Source organism: Prauserella endophytica, from assembly GCF_005146945.1.
Taxonomy (GTDB): domain Bacteria; phylum Actinomycetota; class Actinomycetes; order Mycobacteriales; family Pseudonocardiaceae; genus Prauserella_A; species Prauserella_A endophytica.
On record NZ_SWMS01000002.1, the window covers coordinates 338,771 to 364,363 of the forward strand.

General features: G+C 72.3%; 20 protein-coding genes. 15 read left to right on the forward strand and 5 right to left on the reverse strand.

Going from position 1 to position 25,593, the window contains the following annotated elements; genetic code table 11:
* The first annotated feature begins 209 nt into the window (after positions 1 to 209).
* The 12 genes from FCN18_RS05500 (at position 210) to FCN18_RS05555 (ending at position 14,747) form a co-directional block, all read left to right on the forward strand.
* Positions 210 to 2,846, forward strand: a complete 2,637-nt coding sequence (locus FCN18_RS05500) for an ABC transporter permease (RefSeq protein ID WP_137093617.1) — start codon at positions 210 to 212, stop codon at positions 2,844 to 2,846.
* The gene (locus FCN18_RS05505; protein ID WP_228713667.1) at positions 2,833 to 3,510 is read left to right on the forward strand and encodes an ABC transporter ATP-binding protein; all 678 of its coding nucleotides are present in this window, start codon (positions 2,833 to 2,835) and stop codon (positions 3,508 to 3,510) included. The genes FCN18_RS05500 and FCN18_RS05505 overlap by 14 nt, the downstream gene beginning before the upstream one ends.
* Complete coding sequence (locus FCN18_RS05510; RefSeq protein WP_112269860.1) at positions 3,507 to 4,124, forward strand: ABC transporter ATP-binding protein; 618 nt, start codon at positions 3,507 to 3,509, stop codon at positions 4,122 to 4,124. The genes FCN18_RS05505 and FCN18_RS05510 overlap by 4 nt, the downstream gene beginning before the upstream one ends.
* A gap of 115 nt (positions 4,125 to 4,239) precedes the next feature.
* Positions 4,240 to 5,196: a MaoC family dehydratase gene (locus FCN18_RS05515; RefSeq protein ID WP_113644294.1), complete on the forward strand. Its 957-nt coding sequence runs from the start codon at positions 4,240 to 4,242 to the stop codon at positions 5,194 to 5,196.
* Between the two features lie 43 nt (positions 5,197 to 5,239).
* Positions 5,240 to 6,607 (forward strand): MFS transporter, encoded by a 1,368-nt coding sequence (locus FCN18_RS05520; RefSeq protein ID WP_112269862.1) that lies wholly within the window; start codon positions 5,240 to 5,242, stop codon positions 6,605 to 6,607.
* Positions 6,604 to 7,608, forward strand: a complete 1,005-nt coding sequence (locus FCN18_RS05525; protein WP_112269863.1) for a hotdog family protein — start codon at positions 6,604 to 6,606, stop codon at positions 7,606 to 7,608. The genes FCN18_RS05520 and FCN18_RS05525 overlap by 4 nt, the downstream gene beginning before the upstream one ends.
* Before the next feature lie 36 nt (positions 7,609 to 7,644).
* Positions 7,645 to 9,336 (forward strand): thiamine pyrophosphate-binding protein, encoded by a 1,692-nt coding sequence (locus tag FCN18_RS05530; RefSeq protein ID WP_137093619.1) that lies wholly within the window; start codon positions 7,645 to 7,647, stop codon positions 9,334 to 9,336.
* Positions 9,337 to 9,341: 5 nt separating this feature from the next.
* On the forward strand, positions 9,342 to 10,538 hold the full coding sequence (locus tag FCN18_RS05535; protein WP_137093622.1) for a CaiB/BaiF CoA transferase family protein: 1,197 nt from the start codon (positions 9,342 to 9,344) through the stop codon (positions 10,536 to 10,538).
* Between the two features lie 2 nt (positions 10,539 to 10,540).
* A complete protein-coding gene (locus FCN18_RS05540; protein WP_206077817.1) occupies positions 10,541 to 11,257 on the forward strand; it encodes a GntR family transcriptional regulator in 717 nt (238 codons plus the stop codon).
* The gene (locus tag FCN18_RS05545; protein ID WP_137093624.1) at positions 11,254 to 12,693 is read left to right on the forward strand and encodes a xylulokinase; all 1,440 of its coding nucleotides are present in this window, start codon (positions 11,254 to 11,256) and stop codon (positions 12,691 to 12,693) included. The genes FCN18_RS05540 and FCN18_RS05545 overlap by 4 nt, the downstream gene beginning before the upstream one ends.
* A gap of 351 nt (positions 12,694 to 13,044) precedes the next feature.
* A complete protein-coding gene (locus FCN18_RS05550) occupies positions 13,045 to 13,704 on the forward strand; it encodes a class I SAM-dependent methyltransferase (protein ID WP_137093627.1) in 660 nt (219 codons plus the stop codon).
* Between the two features lie 422 nt (positions 13,705 to 14,126).
* Entirely contained in the window at positions 14,127 to 14,747 is a 621-nt protein-coding gene (locus FCN18_RS05555; RefSeq protein WP_137093630.1) for a dihydrofolate reductase family protein, read from the forward strand.
* Here the strand turns inward: FCN18_RS05555 and FCN18_RS05560 are convergent.
* Complete coding sequence (locus tag FCN18_RS05560; protein WP_137093632.1) at positions 14,729 to 14,965, reverse strand: hypothetical protein; 237 nt, start codon at positions 14,963 to 14,965, stop codon at positions 14,729 to 14,731. The genes FCN18_RS05555 and FCN18_RS05560 overlap by 19 nt on opposite strands.
* Positions 14,966 to 15,211: 246 nt before the next feature.
* Between FCN18_RS05560 and FCN18_RS05565 the strand changes: the two genes are divergently transcribed.
* Genes FCN18_RS05565 through FCN18_RS05575 form a run of 3 tightly spaced genes read left to right on the forward strand, consistent with a single transcriptional unit; the run spans position 15,212 to position 21,094 of the window.
* The gene (locus tag FCN18_RS05565) at positions 15,212 to 15,544 is read left to right on the forward strand and encodes a type VII secretion target (RefSeq protein ID WP_112269870.1); all 333 of its coding nucleotides are present in this window, start codon (positions 15,212 to 15,214) and stop codon (positions 15,542 to 15,544) included.
* A 37-nt stretch (positions 15,545 to 15,581) separates the two neighbouring features.
* Positions 15,582 to 20,537 (forward strand): RHS repeat-associated core domain-containing protein, encoded by a 4,956-nt coding sequence (locus tag FCN18_RS05570; RefSeq protein WP_228713671.1) that lies wholly within the window; start codon positions 15,582 to 15,584, stop codon positions 20,535 to 20,537.
* Entirely contained in the window at positions 20,534 to 21,094 is a 561-nt protein-coding gene (locus tag FCN18_RS05575; protein WP_112269874.1) for a YbaB/EbfC family nucleoid-associated protein, read from the forward strand. Before FCN18_RS05570 ends, FCN18_RS05575 begins: the two co-directional genes overlap by 4 nt.
* A 15-nt stretch (positions 21,095 to 21,109) precedes the next feature.
* On the opposite strand, the gene FCN18_RS05580 is transcribed toward FCN18_RS05575, so the two are convergent.
* From FCN18_RS05580 to FCN18_RS05595, 4 genes are read right to left on the reverse strand one after another with little or no spacing between them, the layout of a single operon-like run.
* Entirely contained in the window at positions 21,110 to 22,192 is a 1,083-nt protein-coding gene (locus FCN18_RS05580) for a serine hydrolase domain-containing protein (protein ID WP_113644290.1), read from the reverse strand.
* Between the two features lie 2 nt (positions 22,193 to 22,194).
* The gene (locus tag FCN18_RS05585) at positions 22,195 to 23,790 is read right to left on the reverse strand and encodes an ABC transporter ATP-binding protein (protein ID WP_137093637.1); all 1,596 of its coding nucleotides are present in this window, start codon (positions 23,788 to 23,790) and stop codon (positions 22,195 to 22,197) included.
* Positions 23,787 to 24,635: an ABC transporter permease gene (locus FCN18_RS05590; protein WP_112269880.1), complete on the reverse strand. Its 849-nt coding sequence runs from the start codon at positions 24,633 to 24,635 to the stop codon at positions 23,787 to 23,789. The genes FCN18_RS05585 and FCN18_RS05590 overlap by 4 nt, the downstream gene beginning before the upstream one ends.
* Complete coding sequence (locus tag FCN18_RS05595) at positions 24,632 to 25,588, reverse strand: ABC transporter permease (protein WP_137093640.1); 957 nt, start codon at positions 25,586 to 25,588, stop codon at positions 24,632 to 24,634. The genes FCN18_RS05590 and FCN18_RS05595 overlap by 4 nt, the downstream gene beginning before the upstream one ends.
* Positions 25,589 to 25,593 lie beyond the last annotated feature (5 nt).

The window sequence follows — 25,593 nt, forward strand, 5'->3', positions numbered from 1 at the left end:
GCCGTAGCGAATCAGGAAGTCCGCGTCGCGGGAGGAACACTGCCGGCCCTGCAGGATCATCTGCCGCCTCCGCGAAGCGATCAAGGCCGGAGCCGAGGCCTGGCGGCGCACCAGGTGGACCGCGATCCGGCGGCACTGCCGGAAAGCGCGGGGCCGCGAATCGGCGGCAGCCGGATGAGCGTGCCCGACGACATGACAAACTCCACCGGATGAGCCGCTGGGGGATGCCGGCGCCGTGGTCGCGCGCGCCGCTGATGCTGTTGCGCAGGCCCGTCGTGGCGCTGGCGGTCGCGGTGGGTGCGCTGCTCGTGGCGATGCCTGCCGCCGCGGCTCCGCTGTTCCTCTCCTCCGCGGGCAACGCCACGCTGAGGCAGCTGGTCGACGCATCGTGCACGTGGCAGACCGGGATGCACCTCGCCGGCGCCGTGCCGACGCGGCCGACGCCGGAGGCTCCGGGGGACCCGGTGGGGGAGGACCTCGTCGACCGGCGGGTGGAGCTGGTGCGGGCGCGGACCGGCGGGCTGGATCACCTGAGCGAGCCGGTGGTGACACTGCTGACGCCCGCGAGCGTGGGCCCCGCGGCCGCACCCGACCAGTCGCTCGTGACGCTCGCGGCGCGTGACGGGTTTCGCGAGCACGTCGACGTCGTCGCCGGGGGCCAGGGCCGGGGCCTGTGGCTGCCCGACCGTTTCGCCGGGCTCCAGGGCCTTTCGGTGGGCGACGAGGTGACGCTCTCCAGCGGCGACGCCCGAGTGACCATGCCCGTGGCCGCGGTGTTCCGCGACCTGCGCTCGGTGCCGGAGCTGCCGTTCTGGTGCAGCCTGCGGGAGACCATCCACGGCGCCCCGCTCAGCGACGCGCCGGTGTTTCCGATGGCGTTCGTGTCGCGCGGCGACCTGCTCGCCGTCGCCGGCGACACCGGCGCGTCGATGTGGATCGAGCGGGCGGTCGACACCGGCGGGCTCACCACGGTCGGCGCCCGGCCTTCCGCCGACGGGCTGGAGCGGTTGCGCGCCGACACCGTCGGCTCGCCGGAACCCGGCCTGTTCGACGACTCGGCGCCGTACGGCGGCGTGTTCACGTCCTCGCTGGCCGACAAGGTCAACCGCTCCGAGCTGGTACTGGCCGCGCTCACCGGCACGGTCGGGCCGCTCGCGGGTGCGGGCACGGTCGCCGGGCTCGTGATCGCCGCGGCGGCGGGCGCGTTCTGGGCCGACCGGCGGCGGGCCGAGCTGGCCGTGCTGTCCGCGCGCGGGGTGGGGCCGGTGGCGCTCGGCGGAAAGGCCGCACTGGAAACCGCGGGAGCCGTGGCGCTCGGTGCCGTCGCGGGGTGGGCGGGCGCGCGGGGGCTCGTCGCGGCCGCGGGGCCGAGCCCACTCGTGACGCCCGGTGCCACCACGGCCTCACTCGTGGCCGCCGCCACGGCGCTGGTGGCCGCGCTCGCGGTGATCGCGGGCGTCGCCGGGTTCCGGGCCGGACGCCTGCACGACACGCGGCCCGCGCGGCGCCGGCGGCGGGGCCGCGTGCCGTGGGAGATCCTTCCGCTGGGCGCGGCCGTGGTGTGCTGGTTCGCGCTCGACGCAGAGGTGCAGGTACGCGCCGCTGACGCCGTGGGCACGGTCGCCCGCATCCCGCCCCGGCTCATCGTCGCGCCGATCCTGCTGGCGATCGGGCTGGCGATGCTCGGCGCCCGGCTCGTCCGGTGGACGTTGCGACGGCTGCGTTCCCGTCCGCGGTCGATGGCGCGTCCCGCGGTGTACCTGGCGGCGCGGCGCGTGGTCGCCGCGCCGCTGGTGGCCTCGGTGCTCGTCGGCGCCACCGCCGTGCCCGTCGCGCTCGCCGGGTACGGCGCCACGGTCACCGGCTCCGTCGATCGCACGATGCACGCCGAGGGGCAGCTGATCGTCGGCACCGACGCGGTGCTGTCGCTGAAGGAGCGGACGCCCGTGCCACCGGAACTGGCCGGGCGCGCGAGCGTGGTCACGCGCTACGTCGACGGGCGGCTCGGCGACACCACCGTCCACGTGCTGGGCGTCGATCCGGAGACCTTCGCCGGTGCCGCGTTCTGGGACCCCGCCCTGCCCGGGCCTTCGCTGAACGAGGTGCTCGGCCAGCTCTCCGGCGAACCCACCGGAGCGGCCGTCGCCGGGATGTCCTCAGTGGACACCGGCTCGGTGCTCACGATCAGGAACGAACGCAGGGAGCTCGACCTCGTCGATGTGGCGCAGCTGCCCGGCAAGCAGGCGGGCTACCCGCTGGTGCTCGTCGACCGCGCGCTGCTCGACGAGCTGGCGCCGTCGGCACAACCGCAGCTGTGGGCGCGCGGCGACCCCGGCGAGATCGTGGCGGCGGCCTCGGCGGCGGGGCTGCCGGTGAGCGCCGTCGCGCGCGCCGAGGACGTGCAGGCCAGCGGTGTCTACGCCGGGATCACCTACACCTTCGCCTTCCTCGCGGCCGTCTCGCTGCTCACCGGCGTGGTGATCGTGGTGGGCCTGCTGCTGTATCTCGACGCGCGGTCACGGGCGAGGCGCAGTGCGTCGGTGCTGCTGCGCCGGATGGGTATCGGCGCGGCAGCGCACTGGCGTGCGCTGCTGCTGGAGGTCGGCGGCCTGCTGCTGGCCGGGTTCGCCACGGGCGCGGCGTTGGCGGCGGCGGTGATCGCGTTGACGGCGGCGGACTACGACCTCAACCCGGCGACCTCGCCCGGCACGCTCGTCGCCCTGCCCTGGCCGGTGTTCGCCGTGCTCGCCGTGGCGACCGCGCTCACCGCGGTGCTGGCCTCGGCGGCGGCACAGCGTGCGGCGTCCGCCGCCCGGCCCTCGGGGGTGCTGCGTGACACCCGCTAGCCCCGCCCTGCGCTGTGCCGGCGTGAGCCACAGCTACCACGTGGACGGCGCGCCCGTGCGAGCGCTCACCGGCGTTTCGCTGACCGCTCCGCGCGGTGCGGTCACCGTGCTCGCCGGGCCATCGGGCTCCGGCAAGTCCACGCTGCTGCGGATCCTCGGCTGCCTCGACCGGCCCGAGGAGGGCAGCGTCGAGGTCGAGGGCGTGGAGACCGCAGCGCTGTCCACCCGGCGGCGCCGGGCCCTGCGCCGGGCCCGCATCGGCTACGTCTTCCAGGACCCCGCCGACAACCTCCTCGGCTACCTCACCGTCGCCGAGCACGTCGCGCTCGGCGCGCGCCTGCGCGGGGCCGGGGGAGACCCCGCGGCGCTGCTGGACGCGCTCGGGCTCGGATCCCGCGCTGGGCGCCGGCCCGCGCAGCTCTCGGGCGGCGAACAGCAGCGCGTGGCGCTCGCCTTCGCCGCCGCGGGCGGCCCGCCGGTGCTGCTGGCCGACGAGCCGAGCGCGCAGCTCGACCGCGCGGCCACCGGGCTCGTCGTCGGCGCGCTGCGTGAGCTCGCCGCACGCGGGCACGCGGTGCTCGTCAGCACCCACGACCCGGAGGTGCTCGCCGTGGCCGACGAGGTGATCGAACTGGTCGACGGCGTCCGGAGGGACACGGCATGAGCGGGGCACCGATCCTGACGTTGTCCGGCGTGCGCAAGGACTACGGGCGCACGACGGCGCTCGCCCCCGTCAGTCTCGAGCTGTATCCGGGGGAGCTGGCCGTGCTGACGGGACCGTCCGGCTCGGGCAAGAGCACGCTGCTCATGATCGCGGGCGGCTGGGAGACGCCGGACGACGGCGAGGTGAAGCCGCACCCGCCGCTGCCGGACGTGGGCATGGCCGAGCAGCCGTGGGAACACCTCGGAGTGGTGCCGCAGTCGATCAGCCTCCTCGACGAGCTCACCATCGAGGACAACCTCGCGTTCGCGGCCCGCCGCACCGCGGGAGCCGACGTGGCCGGCCTGCTGGCGGCACTGGACCTGGCGCCGCTCGCGGGCAGACTGCCGGGCGAAACCTCACGCGGCGAGCAGCAGCGCGCCGCCGTCGGGCGGGCGCTGGCGGCCGGGGCGTCGCTGGTGCTGGCCGACGAGCCGACCTCGCACCAGGACCGCCGGAGAGGCGCCCTCGTGCTCGACGTGCTGCGCGCGGCGGCCGACCGCGGCGCCGCGGTGCTCATCGCCAGCCACGACCCCGTCGCGATCGCCCGCGCCGACCGCGAGATCACGCTCGGCTGAGCGGCACGCCCCGGGCTCGGGGTGCCGGGTTGACAGGCGGACCGTCGCGGCCTTACGTTCTGCCTAGTCGTCTATACATCTAGTCAACGAATCGCCGATCCCGCTGGAGGTGACAATGCCGTCGCAGCTGAAAGAGGCCCGCTACGAGCTGGTCGAGGTGCCCGAGCCGATGGGGCCGGTCTCCGTGACCGTCGACCGGCGCAAGGTGCTCGACTACGCCTACTGCGAGGACGACTTCGGGTCGTGGTACTTCGGGGAGTCGCCGTTCGGCGGCCCGGTCGGCCATCCGCTCGTCCTCGCCAACGACCTGCTGTTCCTCTTCTACGAGAACTACGACGGCAACACGGCACAGGGACTGCACACCCACGAGCACCTGACGTTCCACGCGCCGATCCCGGTCGGGGAAACGGTGACGATCCAGGGCGGCTACGTCGAGAAGTACGAGCGCCGAGGTCAGGGCTACGTGACGCTCGAGGCCGAGGCCCGCGGGGCCGACGGCAGGCTACTGGTTCGCCACGTCGGCAAGGAGATCATGCGCACCGTCGCGGGCGAGGTGGTCGGGAAGGGCAGGGCCGCGGGTGACGAACGGCCGCGCACGGTCCGAGGCACGGTCGACGCGGGCCTGCCCGTGGTCGAGCGCGCACGGCTCGACGCGCCCGAGCACGCCGGCATCCCCTCCCGCTCGACGGCGTTCACCCAGGACCAGATGTCGGTGTTCTCGTGGGCGGGCCGCGGTTACTCCAATGTGCACACTCACCCCGAGAGGGCCGCCGCGTCGGGGCTCGATCGCACGATCGTGCAGGCTCAGCAGCAGACCGGTTTCATCATCTCCAACGTCGTCGACTTCTTCGGGGCGAGCTTCTTCACCTCGGGCGAACTGGACCTGCGGTTCGTCTCGCCCGTGTTCGTCGGCGACGAGCTGACCACGGGCGGCGCGATCTCCGGCCTCACCGGCGACGGCAGGCTGGAGCTCGAGGTCTGGGTCGACAAGGCCGACGGCACGCGCACGGCGCTCGGCTGGGCCTCCGCGCGGGTCGACGACGACCCCTCCCGTCCAGCCCCGCTGCTCTGATCCCCGTTCCACCCCCGTCCCCCCGATCGACAAAGGAGTCATCATGGCCGAACCCGCCACAGCTCCTCCCTCCACCGAGACCGAGCGCACCAAACTCGCCAAGCGCGCCGCCGTCGCGAGCCTCGTCGGCACCGCCGTGGAGTGGTACGACTACTTCATCTTCGGCACGGCCTCCGCGCTCGTCTTCGGTCAGCTGTTCTTCCCCAACGAGAACGACCCGATCATCGGCACGCTCTCGGCGTTCGCCGTGTTCGGCGTCGGCTTCTTCGCCCGGCCCGTCGGCGGCATCGTCTTCGGGCACTTCGGCGACAAGTTCGGGCGCAAGGCCGCGCTCGTCACGACGCTGATGCTCATGGGCGTCTCGACGTTCCTCATCGGACTCCTGCCCACCACCGACGACATCGGTATCTGGGCCCCGGTGCTGCTGGTGCTGCTCCGGCTGATCCAGGGCTTCGGCGTCGGCGGGGAATGGGGCGGCGCCTCACTCGTCGCCGTGGAGTACGCGCCCGAGGGCAAACGCGGCGCGTACGGCAGCTTCCCCCAGATCGGCAACGCCGTGGGCCTCGTGATGTCCACGAGCATCTTCGCGATCGTCTCGACCCTGCCGGACGACGCGCTGCTGTCGTGGGGCTGGCGGGTCCCGTTCCTGCTCAGCGCCGTGCTGATCGCGGTTGGCCTGTTCATCCGGTTCAAGCTGACCGAGACGCCCACGTTCCAGGCAGCGCAGGAGAAGCTCGAGGCGCAGGCGGCCAGCGCCAAGGCCAAGGAGAAGATGCCGATCGCCGAGCTGTTCACGCGGTTCAAGCGGCCGCTGCTGCTCGCGATGGGCATGCGGCTCGGCGAGGCGGTGTTCGGCTACATCATCCTGACGATCGGCCTGACGTTCGCCACCAACTACACCGACATCCCGCGCACCGACGTGCTCATCGCGGGCACGGTCGCGGCGGCGCTGGCGATCTACACCTACTACTTCTTCGGCAGCCTGTCCGACCGGATCGGCAGGCGCGCGGTGTTCGTGCTCGGCTCGGTGGTGGCCGTGGTGGTCTCGTTCCCGTTCTTCTGGATCCTCGACGCCGACGCGGTCGTGCTGATGTACGTGATCTATGCCGTGGGCTACGCGATCGGCGTCGGCGCCCTCTACGGAGTCGAACCGGCCTTCTTCTCGGAGCTGTTCGGCACGAAGGTCCGCTACACCGGGCTGTCGCTCGCCGCGCAGGTGCCGAGCATCCTCATCGGACTGTGGCCGCTCGCCTCGACGGCCCTGCTGGCCGCCACCGACGGAGACCCGTGGCCCATCGCGCTCATCACCGCGGTCTGCGCCGTGATCGGGCTGGTGTGCGCGGTGCTGGCGCCCGAGACCAACAAGGCCGACATGACCCGCATCGGCGAAGAGCACGAGGAGGCCCGATGACGAACGCGCCGGACCGGCCCTGGCGGGACCTGACCGACCCCCGCCGGGCACTGAAGGTCGACGACCTGGAGGCCGGGCTCAAGGAGCCGGAGTTCGAGAACCTCGAGATCCCAGAGGACCTCGGCACCGTCCAGGTCGTGGTGGACGATCACAAGATCAAGCGCTACGCCTTCACCCACGACGACCACTCGCCGTGGGCGCTGCACGACAGCCCCTTCGGCGGCCGCGTCGGGCACGCGGCCCTGCTCGGCAACGACCTCGTGCAGCTGTTCACCCTCGTCTACGCGGGCAGCAAGGTCGTCGGCTACCACACCGAGGAACAGATGTGGTTCGACAGCCCGGCGAAGCTCGACGAGGTGGTGACGCTGAGCGGCACCTACACCGAGGCATACGAGCGCCGCGGTGAGGGCTACGTCGTGATGGAGGCGCGGGCCACCGGCGAGGACGGGCGCAGCATCGTGCGCCACCGCGGCGTCGAGATCCTCAAGACCAACCCCGGCGCGATCGGCGGGCGCGGCTCCGCCAGACCCGAGAAGCGTGTCACTGGCGAGGTGCCCGAGAACGCCAGGGTGATTGAAAGCGTCGACGCCGGAACCAGGGCCGGCGACGTGCTCGCCCCGCTGCACAAGACGATCACCGCCGAGCAGGCGGCGGTGTTCAGCCGGATCGGCGAGTACGTGCGCAACATCCACAACGACATCGACGTGGCCCGCGCGGGCGGTCTGCGCATGCCGATCGTGCAGGGGCAGCAGCAGTTCGGCGTGCTCGCCCAGCTGCTCACCCTCCGTTGTGGACCGTCGTTCCTCACCTCCGGCTGGCTGCGGGTTAAGTTCCTCGCCCCGCTCGACGTCTTCGACCCGTTCACCTCGACCGGCGTCGTCACCGCGGTGACCCCCGTCGATGGCGGGCTCGACGTCGAGCTCGAGATCTGGGTGCGCCGCGACTCCGACAGCAGGCTGATGACGGCCGGCTGGGCGAGCGTGACCGTGCCCGCGACCTGACCGACCGCACCGACAACAGAAAGCGGAACCACCTCCATGAGCAATCCCAAGACCGGTGGCCAGCTGGTCGTCGACATGCTGCGCTCCTTCGGCGTCGAGTACGTCTTCGGCGTCGTCGGCGGGCAGACGCTGGCGATCACCGACGCGATCATCGACACCCCGGGTATCGAGGTCGTGCACACCCGGCACGAGAACGCCGCCGCCGTGATGATGGACGCCTACGGCAGGCTCACCGGCAAGCCGGCCGCGTGCATCTCCACCACCGGGCCCGGCGCGACCAACCTGCTCACCGGCATCGGCGGCGCCTACCGCGACTCGAGCCCCGGATTCGTCCTCACGTGCAACAACAACGGCGAGAACATCCACAAGGACGACGCGCAGAACGCCGACCACGTCGAGCTGATCAAGCCGCTCGTGAAGTACTCCCGCCTCGTGGCGCACGCGTCCTCGATCAAACAGGCGATGGAGGAGGCCTACGTCAACGCGCTGACCGGCAACCCCGGTCCGGTGCACCTCGACTTCGCCCGCGACACCATCGAGGGTGAGGTCGCGAACCCCTCGGTGCCCGAGACGCACCCGAGCCGCGACTGGGTCGGCGAGCGGCCGTCGGCCAATCCGGTCGCGCTCGCGAGGGTCGCCGAACGCGTGCTCGCCGCGGAGCGGCCGGTGATCTGGCTCGGCAACGGCGGCAACCGCGCGCGGGCGAGTGACGACGTGCTCGCGCTCGCCGACGCGCTGGGCATCCCCGTGGTCACCACGTTCAACGGCATCGGCTCCGTCCCGACCACCCACCCGCGGGTCTTCGGCGCCGTGAGCCGCATGGGCACGGCACTGTCCGGGCAGGTGCTCGGCGACGCCGACCTCGTGCTGGCACTCGGCAACAGCCTCAACGCGGTGTCCACCGGCCGCTGGAAGCGGGCCCTGCCGGAGGTGATCCAGGTCGACGTCGACCCGGCGATGATCGGGCGCTACTACTCCGAAGTCACCCAGGGCGTGGTGAGCGATCTCGGCTCGTTCGCGCGGGATCTCGTCACCGCGGTCGGCGACCGTGCGGAAGCCGCCAGGCAGGGCAGGGCCGAGTGGCTCGCGTCGCTGAGCAAGGCGCGCACGGTGTGGTGGCAGGGTTCCGAGGTCCGCGACCCCGACGCCGAGGGCGCGCTCTCGCCCGCCGACATCGTGCGCACACTGCGCGAGGTGGCGCCCGACGACACCCTGCTGATCCCCGACGCGGGCAACCCCGGCGTGTGGTCGTTCCTCTGGGAGATCACGCGGCCGAACAGCTACATCAAGCCGGTCGGCTTCGGCAACATGGGCTTCGCCCTGCCCTCGGCCATCGCGGCCTCGCTGATCGACCCGCGACGACCCGTGCTCGCGCTCATCGGCGACGGCTCGCTCGGCATGAGCCTCGGTGAGCTGGAGACACTCGCGCGCGTCGGCGGCAACGTCTGTGTCGTGGTCCTCAACGACTCCAGCTATGGCAACATCCGTCAGGAGCAGGAGTTGCACTTCAACGGCCGCACGGTCGGTGTCGACTTCGGACCGGTCGACTACGGCATGGCGGCCCGCGCGATGGGGGTCGGCGGCGAGGTGGTGACGAGCCTGTCGAAGCTGCGGCAGGGCGTCGCCGACGCGTTCGCCGCGGGTGAGCCGGTGTTGTTCGACGTGCCGATCGACCGCGACGTCAACGCGTGGACGTTTCCGTCGTTCGTGGCGCCGAGGAAGGGATGACGACGATGGCGAACGCGACAACGGGGCCGCTCGCCGGAGTGAAGGTGCTGGACCTCTCCCGGTTCATCGCAGGCCCGCTGTGCGCGCAGATACTGGCCGACTTCGGGGCCGAGGTGGTGAAGCTCGAGCGGCCGGGGGGAGAGGACTCGCGCCACCACGGGCCGTACTACCGCGACGAGAGCATCTACATGTTCCTGTACCACCGGAACAAGTACGACGCGAGCCTCGACACCCGCCACCCCGAGGCCCTCGGCATCCTGGAGCGGCTCATCGAATGGGCCGACGTGGTGGTGGAGAACTACCGGCCGGGCACGATCGAGAAGATGGGCATCGGCTACGAGCGCATGAAGGAGCTCAACCCCGACATCATCCTCGTGTCGATCTCCGGGTTCGGCCAGACCGGGCCCGATTCGCGCAGGGCGCTGTTCGACGCGATCTCCCAGGCGTCGTCGGGGCTGATGAGCATGACCGGGGAGCCCGACGGCAAACCGACGCTGAGCGGCACCTACATCGCCGACTACACCACGGGCTACCAGGGCGCGATCGGCGCACTCATGGCGATCCTGCACCGGGAGCGCACGGGCGAGGGCCAGCTGGTGGACATCGCGTCGTTCGACACGATGTTCTCCGCGCTGGGCATCCGGCTCATGTCGGAGCTGATGCTTGGGCAGGACATGCCGCGCAGCGGGTCGCGGGACCTGCTCACGGCCCCGGTCAACGTGTACGAGGCCGCGGACGGTCCGATCTACATCCAGGCGGGCACGGCGTCGCTGTTCCCGAGGCTGTGCGAGGTGATGAAGCGGCCGGAGCTCGCCGACGACCCGCGCTTCGGCAGCGTCGAGGGCAGGATGGCGCACCAGGAGTACCTGGAGGGCGAGATCGGCGCATGGGCGGCGACCCTGACCACCGACGAGATCGCGCGGGTGCTCGACGACGCCGGGGTGCCCTACGCCAAGGTCGCCTCGGTCGCTGAGGTGGCTCGCTCACCGCAGATCGCCGCGCGTGACATGATCGTCGAGTCCGAGCACCCCGAGCTCGGCATGATCCGGATGCCCGGCAACCCGGTCAAGCTGGAGAAGACCCCGCCCACGGTCCGCAAGGCGCCCCCTCGGGTGGGTGAGGACAACGAGTACGTCTACCGGACGATCCTTGGTATGTCGGGCGAGGACGTGGCCCGGCTGCGCGAGGCGGGAGCGATCTGATCATGGCGCACGCACCCAGGTATCGCGTGATCTACGACGACATCGTGTCGCAGATCCAGGAGGGGCTCTTGGCGCCCGCGGCACAGCTGCCCGGCGAGAACGACCTCGCCAGGCAGTACGGCGTCAGCCGGATGACCGTCCGCCAGGCGCTCGACCTGCTCGACTCCGACAACTTCGTCGTGCGCAGGCAGGGCAGCGGCACGTTCGTCAGCGAGACGGCGAAGCGCGGGCGCAGGCTCAACCGGCTCCGCTCGTTCGCCGACGAGATCGCGGGCACCGCGGGTGAGGTGTCGAGCCGGGTGGTGCGCGCCGAGACCGGCCCGGCCACGGCGGAGGTGGCCGCCGTCTTCGGCATCGCCGAGGGCGACGTGGTCAACCGCGTCACTCGCGTGCGCCTGATCGGCGGCGCGCCCGCCGCGCTGCAGGATGCCTGGGTGCCCTACTCGGTGGCCCCGTCACTGTGCCGCGAGCCGCTGCTCGGCGGTTCGCTCTACCGGACGCTCACCGAGCGGTTCGGCGTGCAGCTGCGCTACGCCGACCAGTCCATGACCGGTGCGCTGCTGACCGCCGAGCAGGCGGGGCTGCTCGACGCCGAGCCGGGCGGCGCCGTCCTCGAGGCCCGGCGTACCACCTACGGCGCGGCCGCCGAGGTCGTCGAGTTCACCACGAGCTGGACGCTGCCCGCGTTCCCCGTGCTGCTGCGGATCGACGCCGAATGAGCGGCGTCGTCGTGGCGGTCGACGTCGGCACCTCGGCCGTGCGCGCGGCGCTCGTGCACGCCGACGGGCAGGTCGTCACAGCGAACCAGATCCGCAGGGCCTCGGGAATCGGTGGCGAGACCTTCGACCCCGAGGCACTGCACAAGGACGTCGTCGCCGCGCTCGCCGGGCTTGCCGGTGGTCCGCGGCCGTCGGCGCTGGCGATCGCCGCGCACATCGGCACGGTCGCGGTGGACGCCGTTCTCCGGCCCGTCGAGGCCGGGGGAGGGTGGGCCGACCCGCGCGGCACCGATCGGATCGCCGCACTCGACGAGGACACCACGCGCGACCTCCTGCGGGCCTCCGGCCGCCCGGCGCCGACGGGGGGAGCGCTGGCCTACCTGCTCGGACTCGACCCCCGGGTGGCCGAGCGCGTCGCGGCCGTCCTTTCGCCCAAGGACTACCTGGTGGCCCGCCTGACCGGACGCGTGGTCACCGACACCGTGGACGCCGCCTACACGCTGGCGTCCGACGTGCACGGCCGCGCGTGGAACACCGCGACGCTTGCCCGGGTCGGGCTCGACCCGGCGCTGTTCCCGCCGCAGGCCGAACCGGCGTCGGTCGTCGGCGAGCTCACCCGGGAGGCGGCCGAGGACACGGGACTGCCCGAGGGGCTGCCCGTGGTGGCGGGCGGCCCCGACGGCTCCGTCGGGCTCGGCCTGCTGCTGGGCACACGCGAGGACGTACTCGCCGACGTCGCGGGCACCACCGATGTCGTCGGCCGCCTGCTTCCCGCGGGGAGTGCCACGCCGCCCGGCGCGGTACTCAACCCGTCGGTGCTGCCTGAACGGTTCGTGGCGGGCGGGGCCACCGGGCTCACCGGCGGCGCGGTCGCCCGCTGGCGGGCACTGGCGGGCTCGGTCGAGGACGAGCGCCTCGCCGCCGTTGCGCCGGGGGCCGACGGACTCGTCGTGCTCCCGGCCATGACCGGGGCGCGCTTCCCGCTGTGGCGGCCCGGCTCACGCGGCGCGCTGCTCGGGCAGCGGCCCGAGCACGACGCGGCCCACCTGCTGCGCGCCGCGCAGGAGGCCGCGACGTACACGGTGCGCGAGGGGCTGGACCTGCTCGACCCCTCTGGCCGGCTGCCCGTGGCGTTCGCCGGGGGCTCCGCCCGCAGCCCGCACGTCGCCCGGCTGCGCGCGGACGTGCTCGGCCGGCCGCTGCTGGTGTCGAGGGAGCCCGACGTGACCCTGCTCGGCGCCGCCTCACTCGCGTTCATCGGCTCTGGGGAGGTCACCGACCCGGACGTACTGCGCACGCGGCTCGTCGGCGCGCCACGCGAGGTGGAGCCCGATCCGGCCCGCGCGGCGCGCTACGCGGCGCTGTACGCGGAGTGGCTCCGGGCGCGCGACGCGGTCGACGGGCTGTCCGGGGACGGCGCCGGTCGCATGTCGTAGGGGCGACCGCGATGGCGGTCCCAGCTCGACGCGAGCGCCGGGTCGATGATGGCGAATCCGGTGCCGAGCGGGCCCGGCAGCGTGGCGGCCCCGCCGAGGGCGCCGGCGCAGGGTGCGACCGCAGTCGGCGATGCGGGCGCTGTGCGGCGTCCGGTCGGAACCGGGGTCGCGGTTCACGGGCGAGCCCGGCCCCTGTCCGCACGTCCCGCCGGCCACGAGTGCGGCGCCGCCCTCCATCCGCGTGTCTCGCTCGTTCCTCTTCGTTGTGGCGCTCGCAGGTGGGCCGACCTTCCTCGTGACCTGGACAGCTCGACCGGTCCGGCAGTCAGGTCTCCGCACCGGCAGCGGGCTATGGTTTCCGCCGTGACCGAACCCTCCGTCCTGCATGACACCAGGAGTGCCTACGACGCCGTTGCGTCCCGCTACGCCGAACTTTTCAGCAATGTGCTCGAGACCTTGCCGATGGAACGTGCGATGCTGGCCGCTTTCGCCGAACTTGTGCGGGCCCACAACGCCGGACCGGTCGCCGACATCGGATGTGGCCCCGGTCAGGTGACCGCGCATCTGCACGCGCTCGGGCCGGCCACCTTCGGCATCGACCTGTCCTCCGAGATGGTCGCCCTTGCCCGCCGAGCCCATCCGGATCTGCGGTTCGAAGAGGGGTCGATGACCGCCTTGGACCTCGCCGACGGAGTTCTCGGCGGCATTCTCGCGTTCTACTCCATCATCCACACACCACCGCGGCAGCTGCCGGTCGTGTTCACCGAGTTCCGGCGAGTGCTGGCGCCGGGCGGTCACCTGCTGCTCGGATTCTTCGCTGGTGACGACCCCCTGCCGCGGGAGTTCGATCACAAAGTGACGCTCGCCTATCGATGGTCGCCTGACAGTCTGGCGGAACTGTCGCGCCAGGCCGGGTTCGTCGAGGTCGCCCGGTTGCTGCGCGAGCCTCACGAGGACGAGCGGCAGTTCCAGCAGGCCCAGCTGCTGGTTCGCAAGCCCCAGGAGTCCTGATCGCCCGCCGGGCCGTGATCGGCGGGCGTCCTCTCGAGCTTCGAGGAGGTGCTCTCGTCCCCGCGACCGAATCGGCCACAATAGACGGTGACGCAGTGCGGAGAGGCTTGTGCGGACGCGGGTTTGCGTCAGGTTCACCTCACCGTCCGTGGAGGGGGCTTGGATCGTTCCCGATCCTCCGTATGCCAGGTGCCCGCCCAGCCACTGCGGGGCGCCTCGGCGGCTGGCGAGGCCGGTGTGCCGGTGCGGGTGCGGATCACGAGGGCCTCCGGACATTCTCCTGGACTCCGGTGAGGGCAGCCGCCGCCCACCACACGACGCCGGCGAACCCCTGGCGCCTTTCTGGCGTGTCCCCCTCACCGATGAGTTTCGGCGGGGTCCTGGGTCTGTTCCGGTGACCGTGTCACGAGGAGGACAGAGAGATGACCACACGTACCGGCAAGGTGACCTGTGAACTGTCGATCTCGGCCCACGGATACTCGGCCGGGCTGAACCAGACCGAGGACCGCCCGTTCGGCGACGATGGCGCTGACGGCTGGGGCGGCAAGCTGCACGCCTGGATGTTCGACAGTCCCGAGGAGAACCGGGCAGAGGTCGAGCGGATGAACGTGGCCAAGGCTTTCATCATGGGGCGGAACATGTTCGGCCCGGTGCGTGGCGAATGGGATCGGCAGTGGAACGGATGGTGGGGCGACAATCCGCCGTTCCACGCCCCGGTGTTCGTGCTCACCCACTACCCGCGCGATCCGCAGCCGATGGATGGCGGCACCACCTACCACTTCGTCACCGACGGAATCGAGTCCGCGTTGAAACGTGCGCGCCACGCTGCCGGGAACGGCGACGTCTCGATCCATGGCGGCGCCACCACCATCAACCAGTACCTCACCGCGGGCCTGGTCGACGAGCTGCGGCTGCACATCGTGCCGGTCACTCTCGGCGCGGGCACGCGGTTGTTCGACGGGGTTCCGGCGCTGGAACTCGAGCAGGTGGAGTCGCGGGCGGCGGGCTCGGTCACGCACGTCACCTACCGCGTGCTGTCCTGAACCGTGGGGTGAATGCCCGGCTGCCGGTGGTTGAGTCCGACGGGCCGGTCGAGGTCGTCGGACCCGGCGGCCATGGCAGGAACTGTCAGAGCGCTGGCATTCCGGCCGTCCGGGGCCGGGCGCACGATGAGCCCATACGGGCCGTCGTCGACGGCAAGCCGGTCACCAGCCAGGGCGTCACCCGCACCCGGGTCGAGGTCGGGCTGCTCGTGGTCCACGACAGCCGGAAACCGGGTGGCGGGAGCACCGGCCGTCCTCACCCCGGACGACGACGGAGTGCCGCCGCAGCGCCTTTGAGCGCTCAGTTGAGCACCTTGTGGTCTGGTCCACCATCAGGTCGGTCCGGGCTGTTATGGTCGGTGCCGGGCGCGGGAATGATCTTCGTGCCCTCCGTCGAGATCGGATAGCCGCGGCTGGCGACGGCGCTGGTCGGTGTGCTTGTGAAGCCTGGGGAGGCACCACCGATGGCGTTCGAAGTCGTGCCCGAGGACCTCGTCGCGCACGCGAGCCACCTGGACGGCATCACCGACCGGCTGCGGGTGGCCGTGTCCGCCGCGCAGACCGTCAGCATGGACGACAGCGCCTACGGGCTGCTCTGCTCGTTCCTCCCACCGGTCGTGAACCCGATGGAGGAAAAGGGATTGGAGGCCCTCGACGCGGCAGTCGAGGGCGTGACGGTGACGGCGGACAACGTCCGCAAGGCCGCCGACACCTACCGCGAGTCCGACAAGGCCCACACGGTGCCGATGACCGGCTTCGAACGGGACCTGGCAGCGGTGCGGGTACGCGACGTCTGACGGACGAGGAAAGGGACGCGCTGTGGGCAACCCTCTGGTGGCAGAGGTTCAGGACTCGACCGAGGCGTTCTCCGGGATACCGCTGCTGGAGTCGGTGAACGACACCACCAAGGCGATCGAGAGCGGTGAGTGGGCCGGCGCCGTGCTCGGCGCGGTCGGCGCGGGGCTCGACGCGCTGGGCATGGCGATGGACCCGTTCGGCGCCATCCTGTCCGCCGGGGTCGGCTGGCTGATGGAGCACGTCGGCCCGCTCTCCGACGCGCTCGACGGGCTCACGGGCGACCCGGACACCATCAAGGCGCACTCGGAGACCTGGAAGAACGTCAGCACCGAGCTGACGGCGATCAGCGCCGACCTGCGGAGGCTGATCGAGGAGGACACGGCCGGCTGGACCGGGCCCGCCGCCGACTCCTACCGCGAACGCGGCGCTGACACGGCCACGCTGATCACCGCCGCCCAGTCCGCCGCCGACGGCGCCTCCAGCGGTATCGGCACGGCAGGCGAGGTCGTGGGCGCCGTGCGGACGCTCGTGCGCGACATCATCGCCGACCTCGTCGGGCACATGATCAGCTGGGCGCTGCAGGTGCTGCTGACGCTCGGCATCGGCATGGCGTGGGTAGTGCCGCAGGTCGTGGCCGCGGTGGCGAAGACGGCCACGCAGATCGCCGACCTCACCAAGAAACTGGTGGACGCGCTGTCGAAGCTCTCGCCGCTGCTGCGCTCGCTCGGCGACTCCTTCAGCGACGCCGCCGCCGCGCTGAAGCGCATCAAGGACGGCAAGATCGACGTCCCGCCGCCGGTCAGGAGCGGCCCGGAGCCGAAGCCCGGCGACACCGACTTCAAGGGCGACAAGTACGAGAGCCCCGGCTCCACCGGCGGCCAAACCACCGCCAGTGGCGACAGGGGCGGCGGCACCGTCGCCAGCGGCGACACCGGCAAGACCGACCCGCCACAGCCGCCGAAGACGGACCCGCCCAAGACCGAGCCCGCCCCCAAGAACGACGTCACCTCGACGCCTCCGCCGCCCCCGGTCCAGCAGCCGAAGAAGGGCGGCGACGCCACCACGGCCAGCTCCGTCAAGCCCGACCCCGCGCGCGAACGATCGGTGCGGCCCCCGGACCGCAACTGCAAGGGCGACCCGGTCGACGTCGCCACCGGCGAGGTGATCCTGCCGCAGGCCGACCTGGAGTTGCCGGAGCTGCTGCTGGAGCGCGTGCACGTCTCGTCGTACCGCGCGGGCCGCTGGTTCGGCCCGTCCTGGGCGTCCACAGTGGACCAGCGGCTGGAGGTCGACGCCACGGACGTCTGTTTCGTCGGCCCCGACGGCGTCATCCTGGTCTACCCGGTGCCCGCCGCCGGTGACACGGTGCTTCCGGTGGAGGGACCACGCTGGCCGCTGTCCCGGCACGCTGACGGTGGCTTCACAGTCGCCCAGCCGGTTCCCGGCAGGACACTGCATTTCGCCGGGACCGGGCGGTTGCTGCCGCTGCGGGCCGTCGAGCACGCCGACGGTGCGCGCACCGAGTTCGCCTACGACGACGCGGGCGTGCCCGTCCGGCTGACGCACTCCAGCGGTATCCGGGTGGGACTCCGGTCGGACGGCGCGCGGCTGGTGGAGCTGAGCGTGCTCGGCGCCGACGGGGCGCCGGACGTGCGCGTGCTGACCTACCGCTACGACGAGGAGGGCAGGCTCAGCGAGGTCGTGAACTCCTCCGGCCTGCCGCTGCGGTACGACTACGACGCCGAGGGCAGGCTGACGGGCTGGCAGGACCGCAACGGAGTCTGGTACCGCTACGTCTACGACTCGGCAGGCCGGTGCGTGCGCACGGTGGGCGCCGAGGGCTTCCTGGACGGCGTGTTCGAGTACGACCGGCGGCGCGGGCGCACCCGGCACACCGACTCGCTCGGCCACACCAGCGTGTTCGAGCTGAACGACGCGGGCCAGACCGTCCGGGAGACCGACCCGCTCGGCAACGTCACGGCCTTCGAGTGGGACCGCTACGACCGGCTGCTCTCCCGCACCGATCCGCTGGGCCGCGTCACCCGGTACGCCTACGACGACGAGGGCAGGCCGCTGCGGGTCACGCGCCCCGACGGCAGCGTCCTCACCCTCGAGGACGGGGTGCCTGCTTCGGTCGCCGTGTACGGAGACGGCCGGGTCTGGCGCCGGTTCTACGCCGACGGCGCCGCGCCCGACCCCGTGCGGGAGCCGGTGGGCGTCGCCACCGCGGGGCTGCCCGCGCCGGAACCCGCCGCCGAGCCGGAACCGGTGGAGCGCGACCAGTTCGGCAGGCCCCGCGCGGTGCGGGAGGCCGATGGGGGAGTGGTTCTGCTGGGCTGGACGGTCGACGGGCAGCGTGCCTCCCGGACCGGTCCCCGCCGGGAGCGCGCGCTGTGGCGCTATGACGGAGAGGGCAACGAGACCGAGCACATCGACGAGCTCGGCCGGGTCACCCGGCGCGAGTACGGTCCGTTCGACCTGCTCACCGCCATGGTCGACCCCGCGGGCGCGCGCACGGCCTACGGCTACGACACCGAGCTGCGGCTGGTGTCGGTCACCGACCCCCTGGGCCGAGTGTGGTCCTTCCGCTACGACGCCGCGGGCAGGCTGGCCGGGCAGACCGACTTCGACGGCAGGACGTGGGCCTACGGCTACGACGCGGCCGGACAGCTCGTGCGCTCGCAGGGCCCGGAGGGCGGAGTCACCGAGTACCGGTACGACGTGCTCGGCAACCTCGTCGAGGTCCACGCGCCCGACGGGCTCACCACCTACGCCTACGACCCGGTCGGCGAGGTCGTGCGGGTGGCCTCGGCGACCTCGGTGGTGGAGTTCGAGCGCGACGAGTACGGGCGCGTCGTCCGCGAGACGGTCGACGGCCTTTCCGTGACCTTCGCCTACGACGAGGGACGCAACACGATCCGGCGACGGACCCCGTCGGGTGCGGAGAGCGAATGGTCCTTCGACGAGCGGGACCGGCCGATCGCGCTGGCCACCGCCGGGCAGACGGTCCGCTTCCTGCTCGACGACGACGGCCGCGCGGCGGCGCGCAAGGTCGACGAGGCGAGCGTGCTGCGGCAGTCCTTCGGCCAGGGAGGCCGGCTCACCGCGCAGCGGCTGCTGGCCACCTCGGGGCCGGTGCGCGAACGCGGTTTCGAGTACCAGCCCGACGGCAGGCTCGCCGCCGTGCGGGACGACACCGGTCCGCACCTGACGCTGAGCCGGGACGTCACCGGCCGCGTCGTTTCGATGTCCACTGTGGATGGAAGTGAGGAGCTGCGGTACGACCCGGCGGGCAACCTCGTGGGCTCCTCGGCCGTGCGCGTGGCGGTGGAGCACGACGCCCTCGGTCGCCGGGTCCGGCACCGCGAGGCGCACCCGGACGGCGAGCGCGTGTGGGAGTACGCCTGGACCGGCGACCGGCTCACCGGGGTGCGGACACCGGAAGGGCTGCGCTGGCGCTACCACTACGACCCGCTGGGCAGGCGCACCGCCAAGGAGTGCCTGCTGCCGGACGGCTCGGTGGCCGAGTCGGTGCGGTTCGTCTGGGACGGCACCGAGCTGATCGAGCAGGTGCACGTGGACGCTCACGGCGTGCGCCGGGCAACCACGTGGGAACGCCTGCCCGGCCAGCACACGCCGGTCACCCAGCTCGAACGTGGCCCCGCCGGGGAACGGTTCCACTCGGTCGTCACCGACGCACTCGGCACGCCCACCGATCTCGTCGACGAGCGCGGCGACCTCGCCTGGAGCTCCCGCAGGACGCTGTGGGGCCGCGAACTGCCCTCCCCCGGAGCCCGCGCCGCCACGCCGCTGCGGTTCCCCGGCCAGTACGCGGACGCGGAGACCGGTCTGCACTACAACGTGTTCCGCTACTACGACCCGGCGACCGCGCGGTACGTCAGCCAGGACCCGCTTGGCCTGGAGCCGGGACCGAACCCGGTCGCCTACGTCGCCGACCCGTTCGCCGAGTTCGACGCGCTCGGTCTGATGAACAGCTGCACGACCCCCTCGGCGGGTGGTAAGACACCGCCGGCGGTCAACCTGCCGATCAGGCAGCGCCCCAAGAACTCCGGCGGCAGCGCGCCCAGCCCCAACCCGGGCGGCGCGGGCCGGAAGCGCAAGAGCGACGGGAGCGGCACGCAGCCGTCTGCCAAGAAGACCAAGACCAAGAGCGACGACCCCTGGGACAGGCCGGAGTTCAAGAGCGCGACGCAGACCAACATCAAGCATCAGAAGAACGACCCGAACAACCCGGCATACAAGAGCGGCGGCCAGTTCGACAAGCGGCACATCGTGTCGTTCCAGACGATGCGCGACAGCCTCAGGTCGTGGGTGAACCAGACATATGCGCCGGGCACGCCCGAGCACAAGGCGGCGACCGAGAAGTACGTCGAGAAGCTGCGGGAAGCGAACAGCAATATCAGCAACCTCCCGCTCGGCCCCGGCAAACCGAACACCTCCATCGGCGCCACCGTTGACAAGTTCGACATCATCGAGAGCAAGATCGACGGCACCCACCTGGGGAAGGACGGCCTTCCGGAGGCGCCGAAGGACCCGAGGAAGGCGTTCTACGAGTCCTCTGGCTACCTGCACGAGATCCGCAACGAGTTCGCCGGGGACATCATGGCGGCGGCGGACGAGATCAAGGATCCGGTGAGGCGGCGGGAGTTCCTCGACGACGTGCGGTTCAACGCGGATTTCGACTGGCCGGGCGGCACGACCCAGCAGCTCGAGGACTGGAAGGACGCCCGGCGGCAGTGGGTGGACCTCGGCAGGAACCCGGACGCGTACACGGCGGACGACGTCGACGCGATGATCGACCGGTTCAACCAGATGGACAAGCCGAGCGGAAGCCACGGGTCACTGTCCGACTGGGAGAACCGGCCGGGCAGCCGCATCGGCGGCGTCGAGGCGGGCAAGGACCGTCCCGGCTGGGCGGACAAGGAATCGCATCCGGATTTGTTCAAGGACGGCAAGGGCGGTAAGAAATGACCGGTGCCGGTGCGTTCGGCGAGGCGATGCGCGACCCGGAGGAGGCGAAGCGGCGGATCGACGACTGGGCCGCCGGATTCGCGCGCAAGGCCGAGCGGTACAAGGCGGCGCAGGAGCGCACGGAGCAGCTGCGGCTGACGGCGTCGAGCCCGGACGGCACGGTGCGCGTGACCGTCGGCGCCGACGGCGTGGTGTCGGACCTCGAGTTCGGCTCCAGGACACGGACGATCCCGCCGGAGGAGCTCGCCCGCATGGTGCTCAGCACGATGCGCCAGGCGCAGTCGGGGATCACCGAGCGGGTCGCCGAGGTGATGACCGAGCAGCTGGGCGACGAGGACCCGCGGACCCGCACGACGCTGCTCGACTCGCTGCGCAACCGGTTCCCCGACCCAGGGGACCCGCAGGACGGCCCGTCCGGACCCCCGGAGCCGCCGCAGCCCACGCCCCCGCCGGCCCCGTCCTCGGGCGGCGCCGCCGAGCCTCGGGCCGGGGGAACGCCACCGGCCCGCCGTGCGGGCGGCGGTGACCCAGAGGAAGAGGACAACACGCCCTGGTGATCCCGGCGGGGCCGGTCAGAGCGCGTCGTGCAGTGCGGCGAGCAGGCGGTCGGCCCTGCCGTCGGCGTTCTCGGCGCGTAGTTCGTTGGTGAGGAACGAGAATCCCAGCCCGGCCTCGGGCCATGCCCCGTGCCTGCCGCCGCCGGCTCCCGAGTGGCCGAAGGCCGTCGTCGCCGGGCCGTACGTGCCGATCGGGTCGGGCAGCTCGAAGCCGAGCCCGAAGTGAACGGGCCGGTCGTTGATCGCGTCGGTGCCCACCGACCAGGTGCGCGTGGCGAGAGCGAGCGCGTCGCGTGAGGCGACGCGGCCCGCGGCGAGCAGGTCGTAGAGCGTCGCCATCGCCCTGGCGGTGCCGGTCGCGCCACCCGCCGCGAGCTCGGCCCTGCGGTAGCGCGCCGAGTTGATCAGGTCGTCCGAGTCGAGCAGGCCCGCGTACATCCGTTCGACGATCCGCCGCCGCTCGGGGTCGTCCAGGAACGTGCTGATCCGGTAGTCCGGCGCCCGCACCAGCCTCGCGACACGCTCGTCGAGGTGGGCCGGCGTGCCGAGGTGCAGGTCCAGCGCGTGCGGCCGGGCCAGCACCTCGGCGACGGCCTGGCCCGCCGAGCGCCCGGTGGTCCTGCGCAGCAGCTCGGCCACGAGGTAGCCGTAGGTCAGCGCGTGGTAGGCCACGCGCGTTCCCGGGGTCCACAGTGGAGCCTGCGTCGCGAGGAGGTCCGCGCACGCGCGATTGTCGAGCAGGTCGTGATCGGCCTCCACATAGGGCAGGCCGGCCGTGTGGGCGAGCACGTGGTGCACCCGGACCCCTGCGGTGAACCCCGGCCAGTACCGCCGCACCTCGGAGCCGGGGTCCAGCACGCCGAGCGCGGCGACGACGGCGGCCATCACGCCCTTCGTCCCGGAGAACAGCACGCACAGCGTGTCCTCGCGCCACGGCAGGCGCCGCTCGGGGTCGGCGAGCCCGCCCCAGAGGTCCACGAGCACCTCGCCGTGCCGGACGACGGAGAACGCCGCACCCCCGCGGCTGTCCGCGACGACATCGGCGAAGGCATCGCGGACGCCGTCGAACCCGGGGCGGGCCGTGCCGCTGACCCGCATGCTCACATCCTCGGGGTGTTGGCCAGCAGCCGGCGGGTGTACTCGTGCCGGGGGTCGCTCAGCACCTCGTCGACGGGGCCCACCTCCACGATCTCGCCGCCCCGCAGGACCGCGATGCGGTCGGCGACGTGCCGGGCGAGCGCGATGTTGTGGGTGACGAACACCATCGCGGTGCCCAGCTCGGCCCGCAGCTCGCACAGCAGGTCGATGATCGTCGCCTGCACCGAGACGTCCAGCGCCGAGGTGACCTCGTCGCACAGCAGCACCTTCGGCGTGGTGACGAGCGCCCTCGCGATCGCGGCGCGCTGCCGCTCGCCGCCGCTCAGCTGGTCCGGCAGGCGGCCGGCGAGCTCGCGGCTCAGCCGCACGCGGTCCAGTGTCTCGGCGACCCGCTCGCGCCGCGCGGCCTTCGGCAGCTCGGTGAGCATTTCCAGCGGGACCTCCACCGACTGCGCGATGGTGCGCCGCGGGTTCAGCGACGAGTACGGGCTCTGGAACACGTACTGCACGGCACGCAGCTCCTCCGCCGAGCGCCGCCGCGTGGCCGGGGCCAGCGCGGCGCCGTCCAGCTCCACGGTGCCGGTGTGGTGCTCGTTGAGGCCCGCCACACACCGCGAGAGCGTGGTCTTGCCCGACCCGGACTCGCCGAGCAGCAGCAGGCACTCTCCCGAGTGGACGGTCAGTGACACGTCGCGCAGCACCTCGTGCTCGCCGTACGAGACCGACAGGTCCTTGACCCGCAAGGTCTGCGTGTCGCCGTCCGGGGCGGGCAGGTCGCCGCCGCGGTCGAGGTCGGGCACCGCGTCGACCAGCTCCCGCGTGTAGGCGTGCGCGGGGCGGCGAAGCACCTCCCCGGTCGTGCCGCACTCCACGATCTCGCCGCCGCGCATCACGGCGACCCGGTCGGCGATCGCGGCCACCACCGCGAGGTCGTGGGTGATGTAGAGCGCCGCGACACCGTGCTCGGCGGTCAGCGCGGCGACGGTGCGCAGCACGAGCGTCTGCGTGGTCACGTCGAGCCCCGTGGTCGGCTCGTCGAGCACCACCACGCTCGGCCTGCACGCGAACGCCATCGCGATGCCCACCCGCTGCTGCTGGCCGCCGGAGAGCTGATGCGGGTAGCGCCGCTGGTAGGCCTCGTCGGCGGGGAGCCCGACCTCGCCGAGCACCTCCGCCACGCGCGCCGCGCGCTCCTCGTCGGACGTGCCGTAGCCGTGCGCCTCCAGCACCTCGCCGATCTGGCGGCCGATGCGCAGCGCGGGGTTGAGCGACAGCGCGGGGTCCTGCGGCACGTAGGCGAGCGTGTGGCCGCGCAGCGTCCTGCGCTCGCGCTCGCCGAGCCCGAGCACGTCCACCGGCTCCCCGTCGCGGGGGCGCGCGGTGACGGTGCCGCCCGCCGGGGCGAGCCCGCGCCGGAAGTGGCCGAGCGCGGCCAGCCCCGCCGTGGTCTTGCCCGATCCCGACTCGCCGACCAGCGCGAGCACCTCGCCGGGCGCGATCGCGTACGAGACACCCTTCAGCACTGGGGAGCCCGTGAGCGTGTTCACGCGCAGCTCGCTGACCTCGAGGGCGCTTGCGACGGCGACGTGCGCGGTCATGCGGTGACCTCCTTCTCGCGACCTGCGGCCGCGGACGCGAGCGAGTCGGTGACCAGGTTCGTGCCCACCGTCAGCACCGCGATCGCCAGCACCGGCAGCAGCACGCCCCACGGCTCCACCACGAGCGCGATGCGGTTCTCGTTGATCATCAGACCCCAGTCGGCCGAGGGCGGCTGGATGCCGAGCCCCAGAAACGACAGCGACGCGACGTAGCCGATCGAGTAGGTCAGGCGAAGCCCCAGCTCCACCATGAGCGGGCCCGTGATGTTCGGCAGCACCTCCCGCAGCAGGATGCGCCGCCTCGGCATCGCGTACAGCTGCGCGGCCCTGATGTAGTCGCTGTCCTTCACCGCGACCGTGGCCTGCCGCGCCACCCGCGCAACGCGGGGCGCGTGCGTGATGCCGATGACGAGCACCAGCAGCCAGCCCTGCGGCCCGAGCATCGCTATCGCCAGGAGGGCGAACACCAGCTGCGGGAACGACAGCAGCACGTCGTTGCCGCGCATGATCACGCTGTCCAGGCGCCCTCCGGTGTACCCGGCGAGCATGCCGAGCGCGGTGCCGAGCACGACGCCGATCGCCGTGGCCAGCACGGCGTAGAGCAACAGCGTCGCGCCGCCGGCGAGGAACCGGGTGAACACGTCGCGGCCGAGCCCGTCGGTGCCGGCCACGCCGTCGGACTGGAACGGCTTGCCCGCGAAGCCGGTGGTGTCGTGGCCGGTGAGCCACGGCCCAAGCCACGGGCCGAGCACCGCGAGCAGCACCACCACGGCGGTGAGCGTGAGCCCGATCTTGGCCTGCGGCAGGGACAGCGCGCGACGGAACACAGTGGAGCGGGTACTCATCGCGTCACCTCGGCACGCAGCTTAGGGCTGGTCAGGATGCCGACGATGTCGGCGAGCAGGTTCACCACGATGTAGACGGCGGCGATGAGCAGCGTGATCGCCTGCACCACCTCCACGTCACGGCTGTTCACCGCGTCGATCAGCGCCTGGCCGACACCGGGGTAGCGGAACAGGAACTCCACCACCACGACGCCGCCCGCGAGCCACGCGAGCTGCAGCGCGATCACCTGCGCGACCGGGCCGATCGCGTGCGGCAGCGCGTGCCGCAGCAGCACCGTCTTCTCCGGGATGCCCTTGAGCCGCGCCATCTCGACGTAGCCGCTGTCGAGCACCTCGCTCATCGTGGCGCGCATCATCCTCGTGATGTAGGGCGTGACGACGAGCGTGAGCGTCAGCACCGGCAGCACGAGCTGGCTCGGCTGCGACCACACGGGCTCACCGGGCGGCGCGAGCGTCACCGACGGCAGCAGCGGGAACACCGTCGTGGACAGCAGCACGATCAGCGCGACACCGATCACGAACTCGGGCAGCGCCGCGATCACGAGACTGATGCCGGACACGGTGTGGTCGGCCGCCCGGCCCCGGCGCATGGCCGTCCAGGTGCCCAGTGCGAGCCCCACCAGCGTGCTGAGCACCGCGGCGGCCACGAGCAGCACGAGCGACGCGCCGATGCGGTCGCCCAGCAGGTCGTTGACCGGGCCCTGCGTGGCCGTCGACGTGCCGAGGTCGCCGGTGACGACGCCACCGAGCCAGTTCAGGTAGCGCTCCCACACGGGCGCGTCGATGTCGAGCTGGGCGCGCAGCGCGGCGATGCGCTCGGGCGTGGCCTGCTGACCGAGGATCGCGCGGGCGGGATCGCCGGGCAGCAGGAGCGTCGCGACGAAGACCAGCAGCGTCACCAGCCACAGCACCGCGAGGCTCACGAGCAGCCTGCGGACGATCAAACGGGACAACGAAC

What these genes read in the sequence shown, in the direction of transcription:
- FCN18_RS05500 (WP_137093617.1), top strand. Translation starts at nt 210, where the DNA reads ATGAGCCGCTGGGGGATGCCGGCGCCGTGGTCGCGCGCGCCGCTGATG.
- FCN18_RS05510 (WP_112269860.1), top strand. Translation starts at nt 3,507, where the DNA reads ATGAGCGGGGCACCGATCCTGACGTTGTCCGGCGTGCGCAAGGACTAC.
- FCN18_RS05515 (WP_113644294.1), top strand. Translation starts at nt 4,240, where the DNA reads ATGCCGTCGCAGCTGAAAGAGGCCCGCTACGAGCTGGTCGAGGTGCCC.
- FCN18_RS05520 (WP_112269862.1), top strand. Translation starts at nt 5,240, where the DNA reads ATGGCCGAACCCGCCACAGCTCCTCCCTCCACCGAGACCGAGCGCACC.
- FCN18_RS05525 (WP_112269863.1), top strand. Translation starts at nt 6,604, where the DNA reads ATGACGAACGCGCCGGACCGGCCCTGGCGGGACCTGACCGACCCCCGC.
- FCN18_RS05530 (WP_137093619.1), top strand. Translation starts at nt 7,645, where the DNA reads ATGAGCAATCCCAAGACCGGTGGCCAGCTGGTCGTCGACATGCTGCGC.
- FCN18_RS05535 (WP_137093622.1), top strand. Translation starts at nt 9,342, where the DNA reads ATGGCGAACGCGACAACGGGGCCGCTCGCCGGAGTGAAGGTGCTGGAC.
- FCN18_RS05540 (WP_206077817.1), top strand. Translation starts at nt 10,541, where the DNA reads ATGGCGCACGCACCCAGGTATCGCGTGATCTACGACGACATCGTGTCG.
- FCN18_RS05545 (WP_137093624.1), top strand. Translation starts at nt 11,254, where the DNA reads ATGAGCGGCGTCGTCGTGGCGGTCGACGTCGGCACCTCGGCCGTGCGC.
- FCN18_RS05550 (WP_137093627.1), top strand. Translation starts at nt 13,045, where the DNA reads ATGGTTTCCGCCGTGACCGAACCCTCCGTCCTGCATGACACCAGGAGT.
- FCN18_RS05555 (WP_137093630.1), top strand. Translation starts at nt 14,127, where the DNA reads ATGACCACACGTACCGGCAAGGTGACCTGTGAACTGTCGATCTCGGCC.
- FCN18_RS05565 (WP_112269870.1), top strand. Translation starts at nt 15,212, where the DNA reads ATGGCGTTCGAAGTCGTGCCCGAGGACCTCGTCGCGCACGCGAGCCAC.
- FCN18_RS05575 (WP_112269874.1), top strand. Translation starts at nt 20,534, where the DNA reads ATGACCGGTGCCGGTGCGTTCGGCGAGGCGATGCGCGACCCGGAGGAG.
- FCN18_RS05580 (WP_113644290.1), bottom strand. Translation starts at nt 22,192, where the DNA reads ATGCGGGTCAGCGGCACGGCCCGCCCCGGGTTCGACGGCGTCCGCGAT.
- FCN18_RS05585 (WP_137093637.1), bottom strand. Translation starts at nt 23,790, where the DNA reads ATGACCGCGCACGTCGCCGTCGCAAGCGCCCTCGAGGTCAGCGAGCTG.
- FCN18_RS05590 (WP_112269880.1), bottom strand. Translation starts at nt 24,635, where the DNA reads ATGAGTACCCGCTCCACTGTGTTCCGTCGCGCGCTGTCCCTGCCGCAG.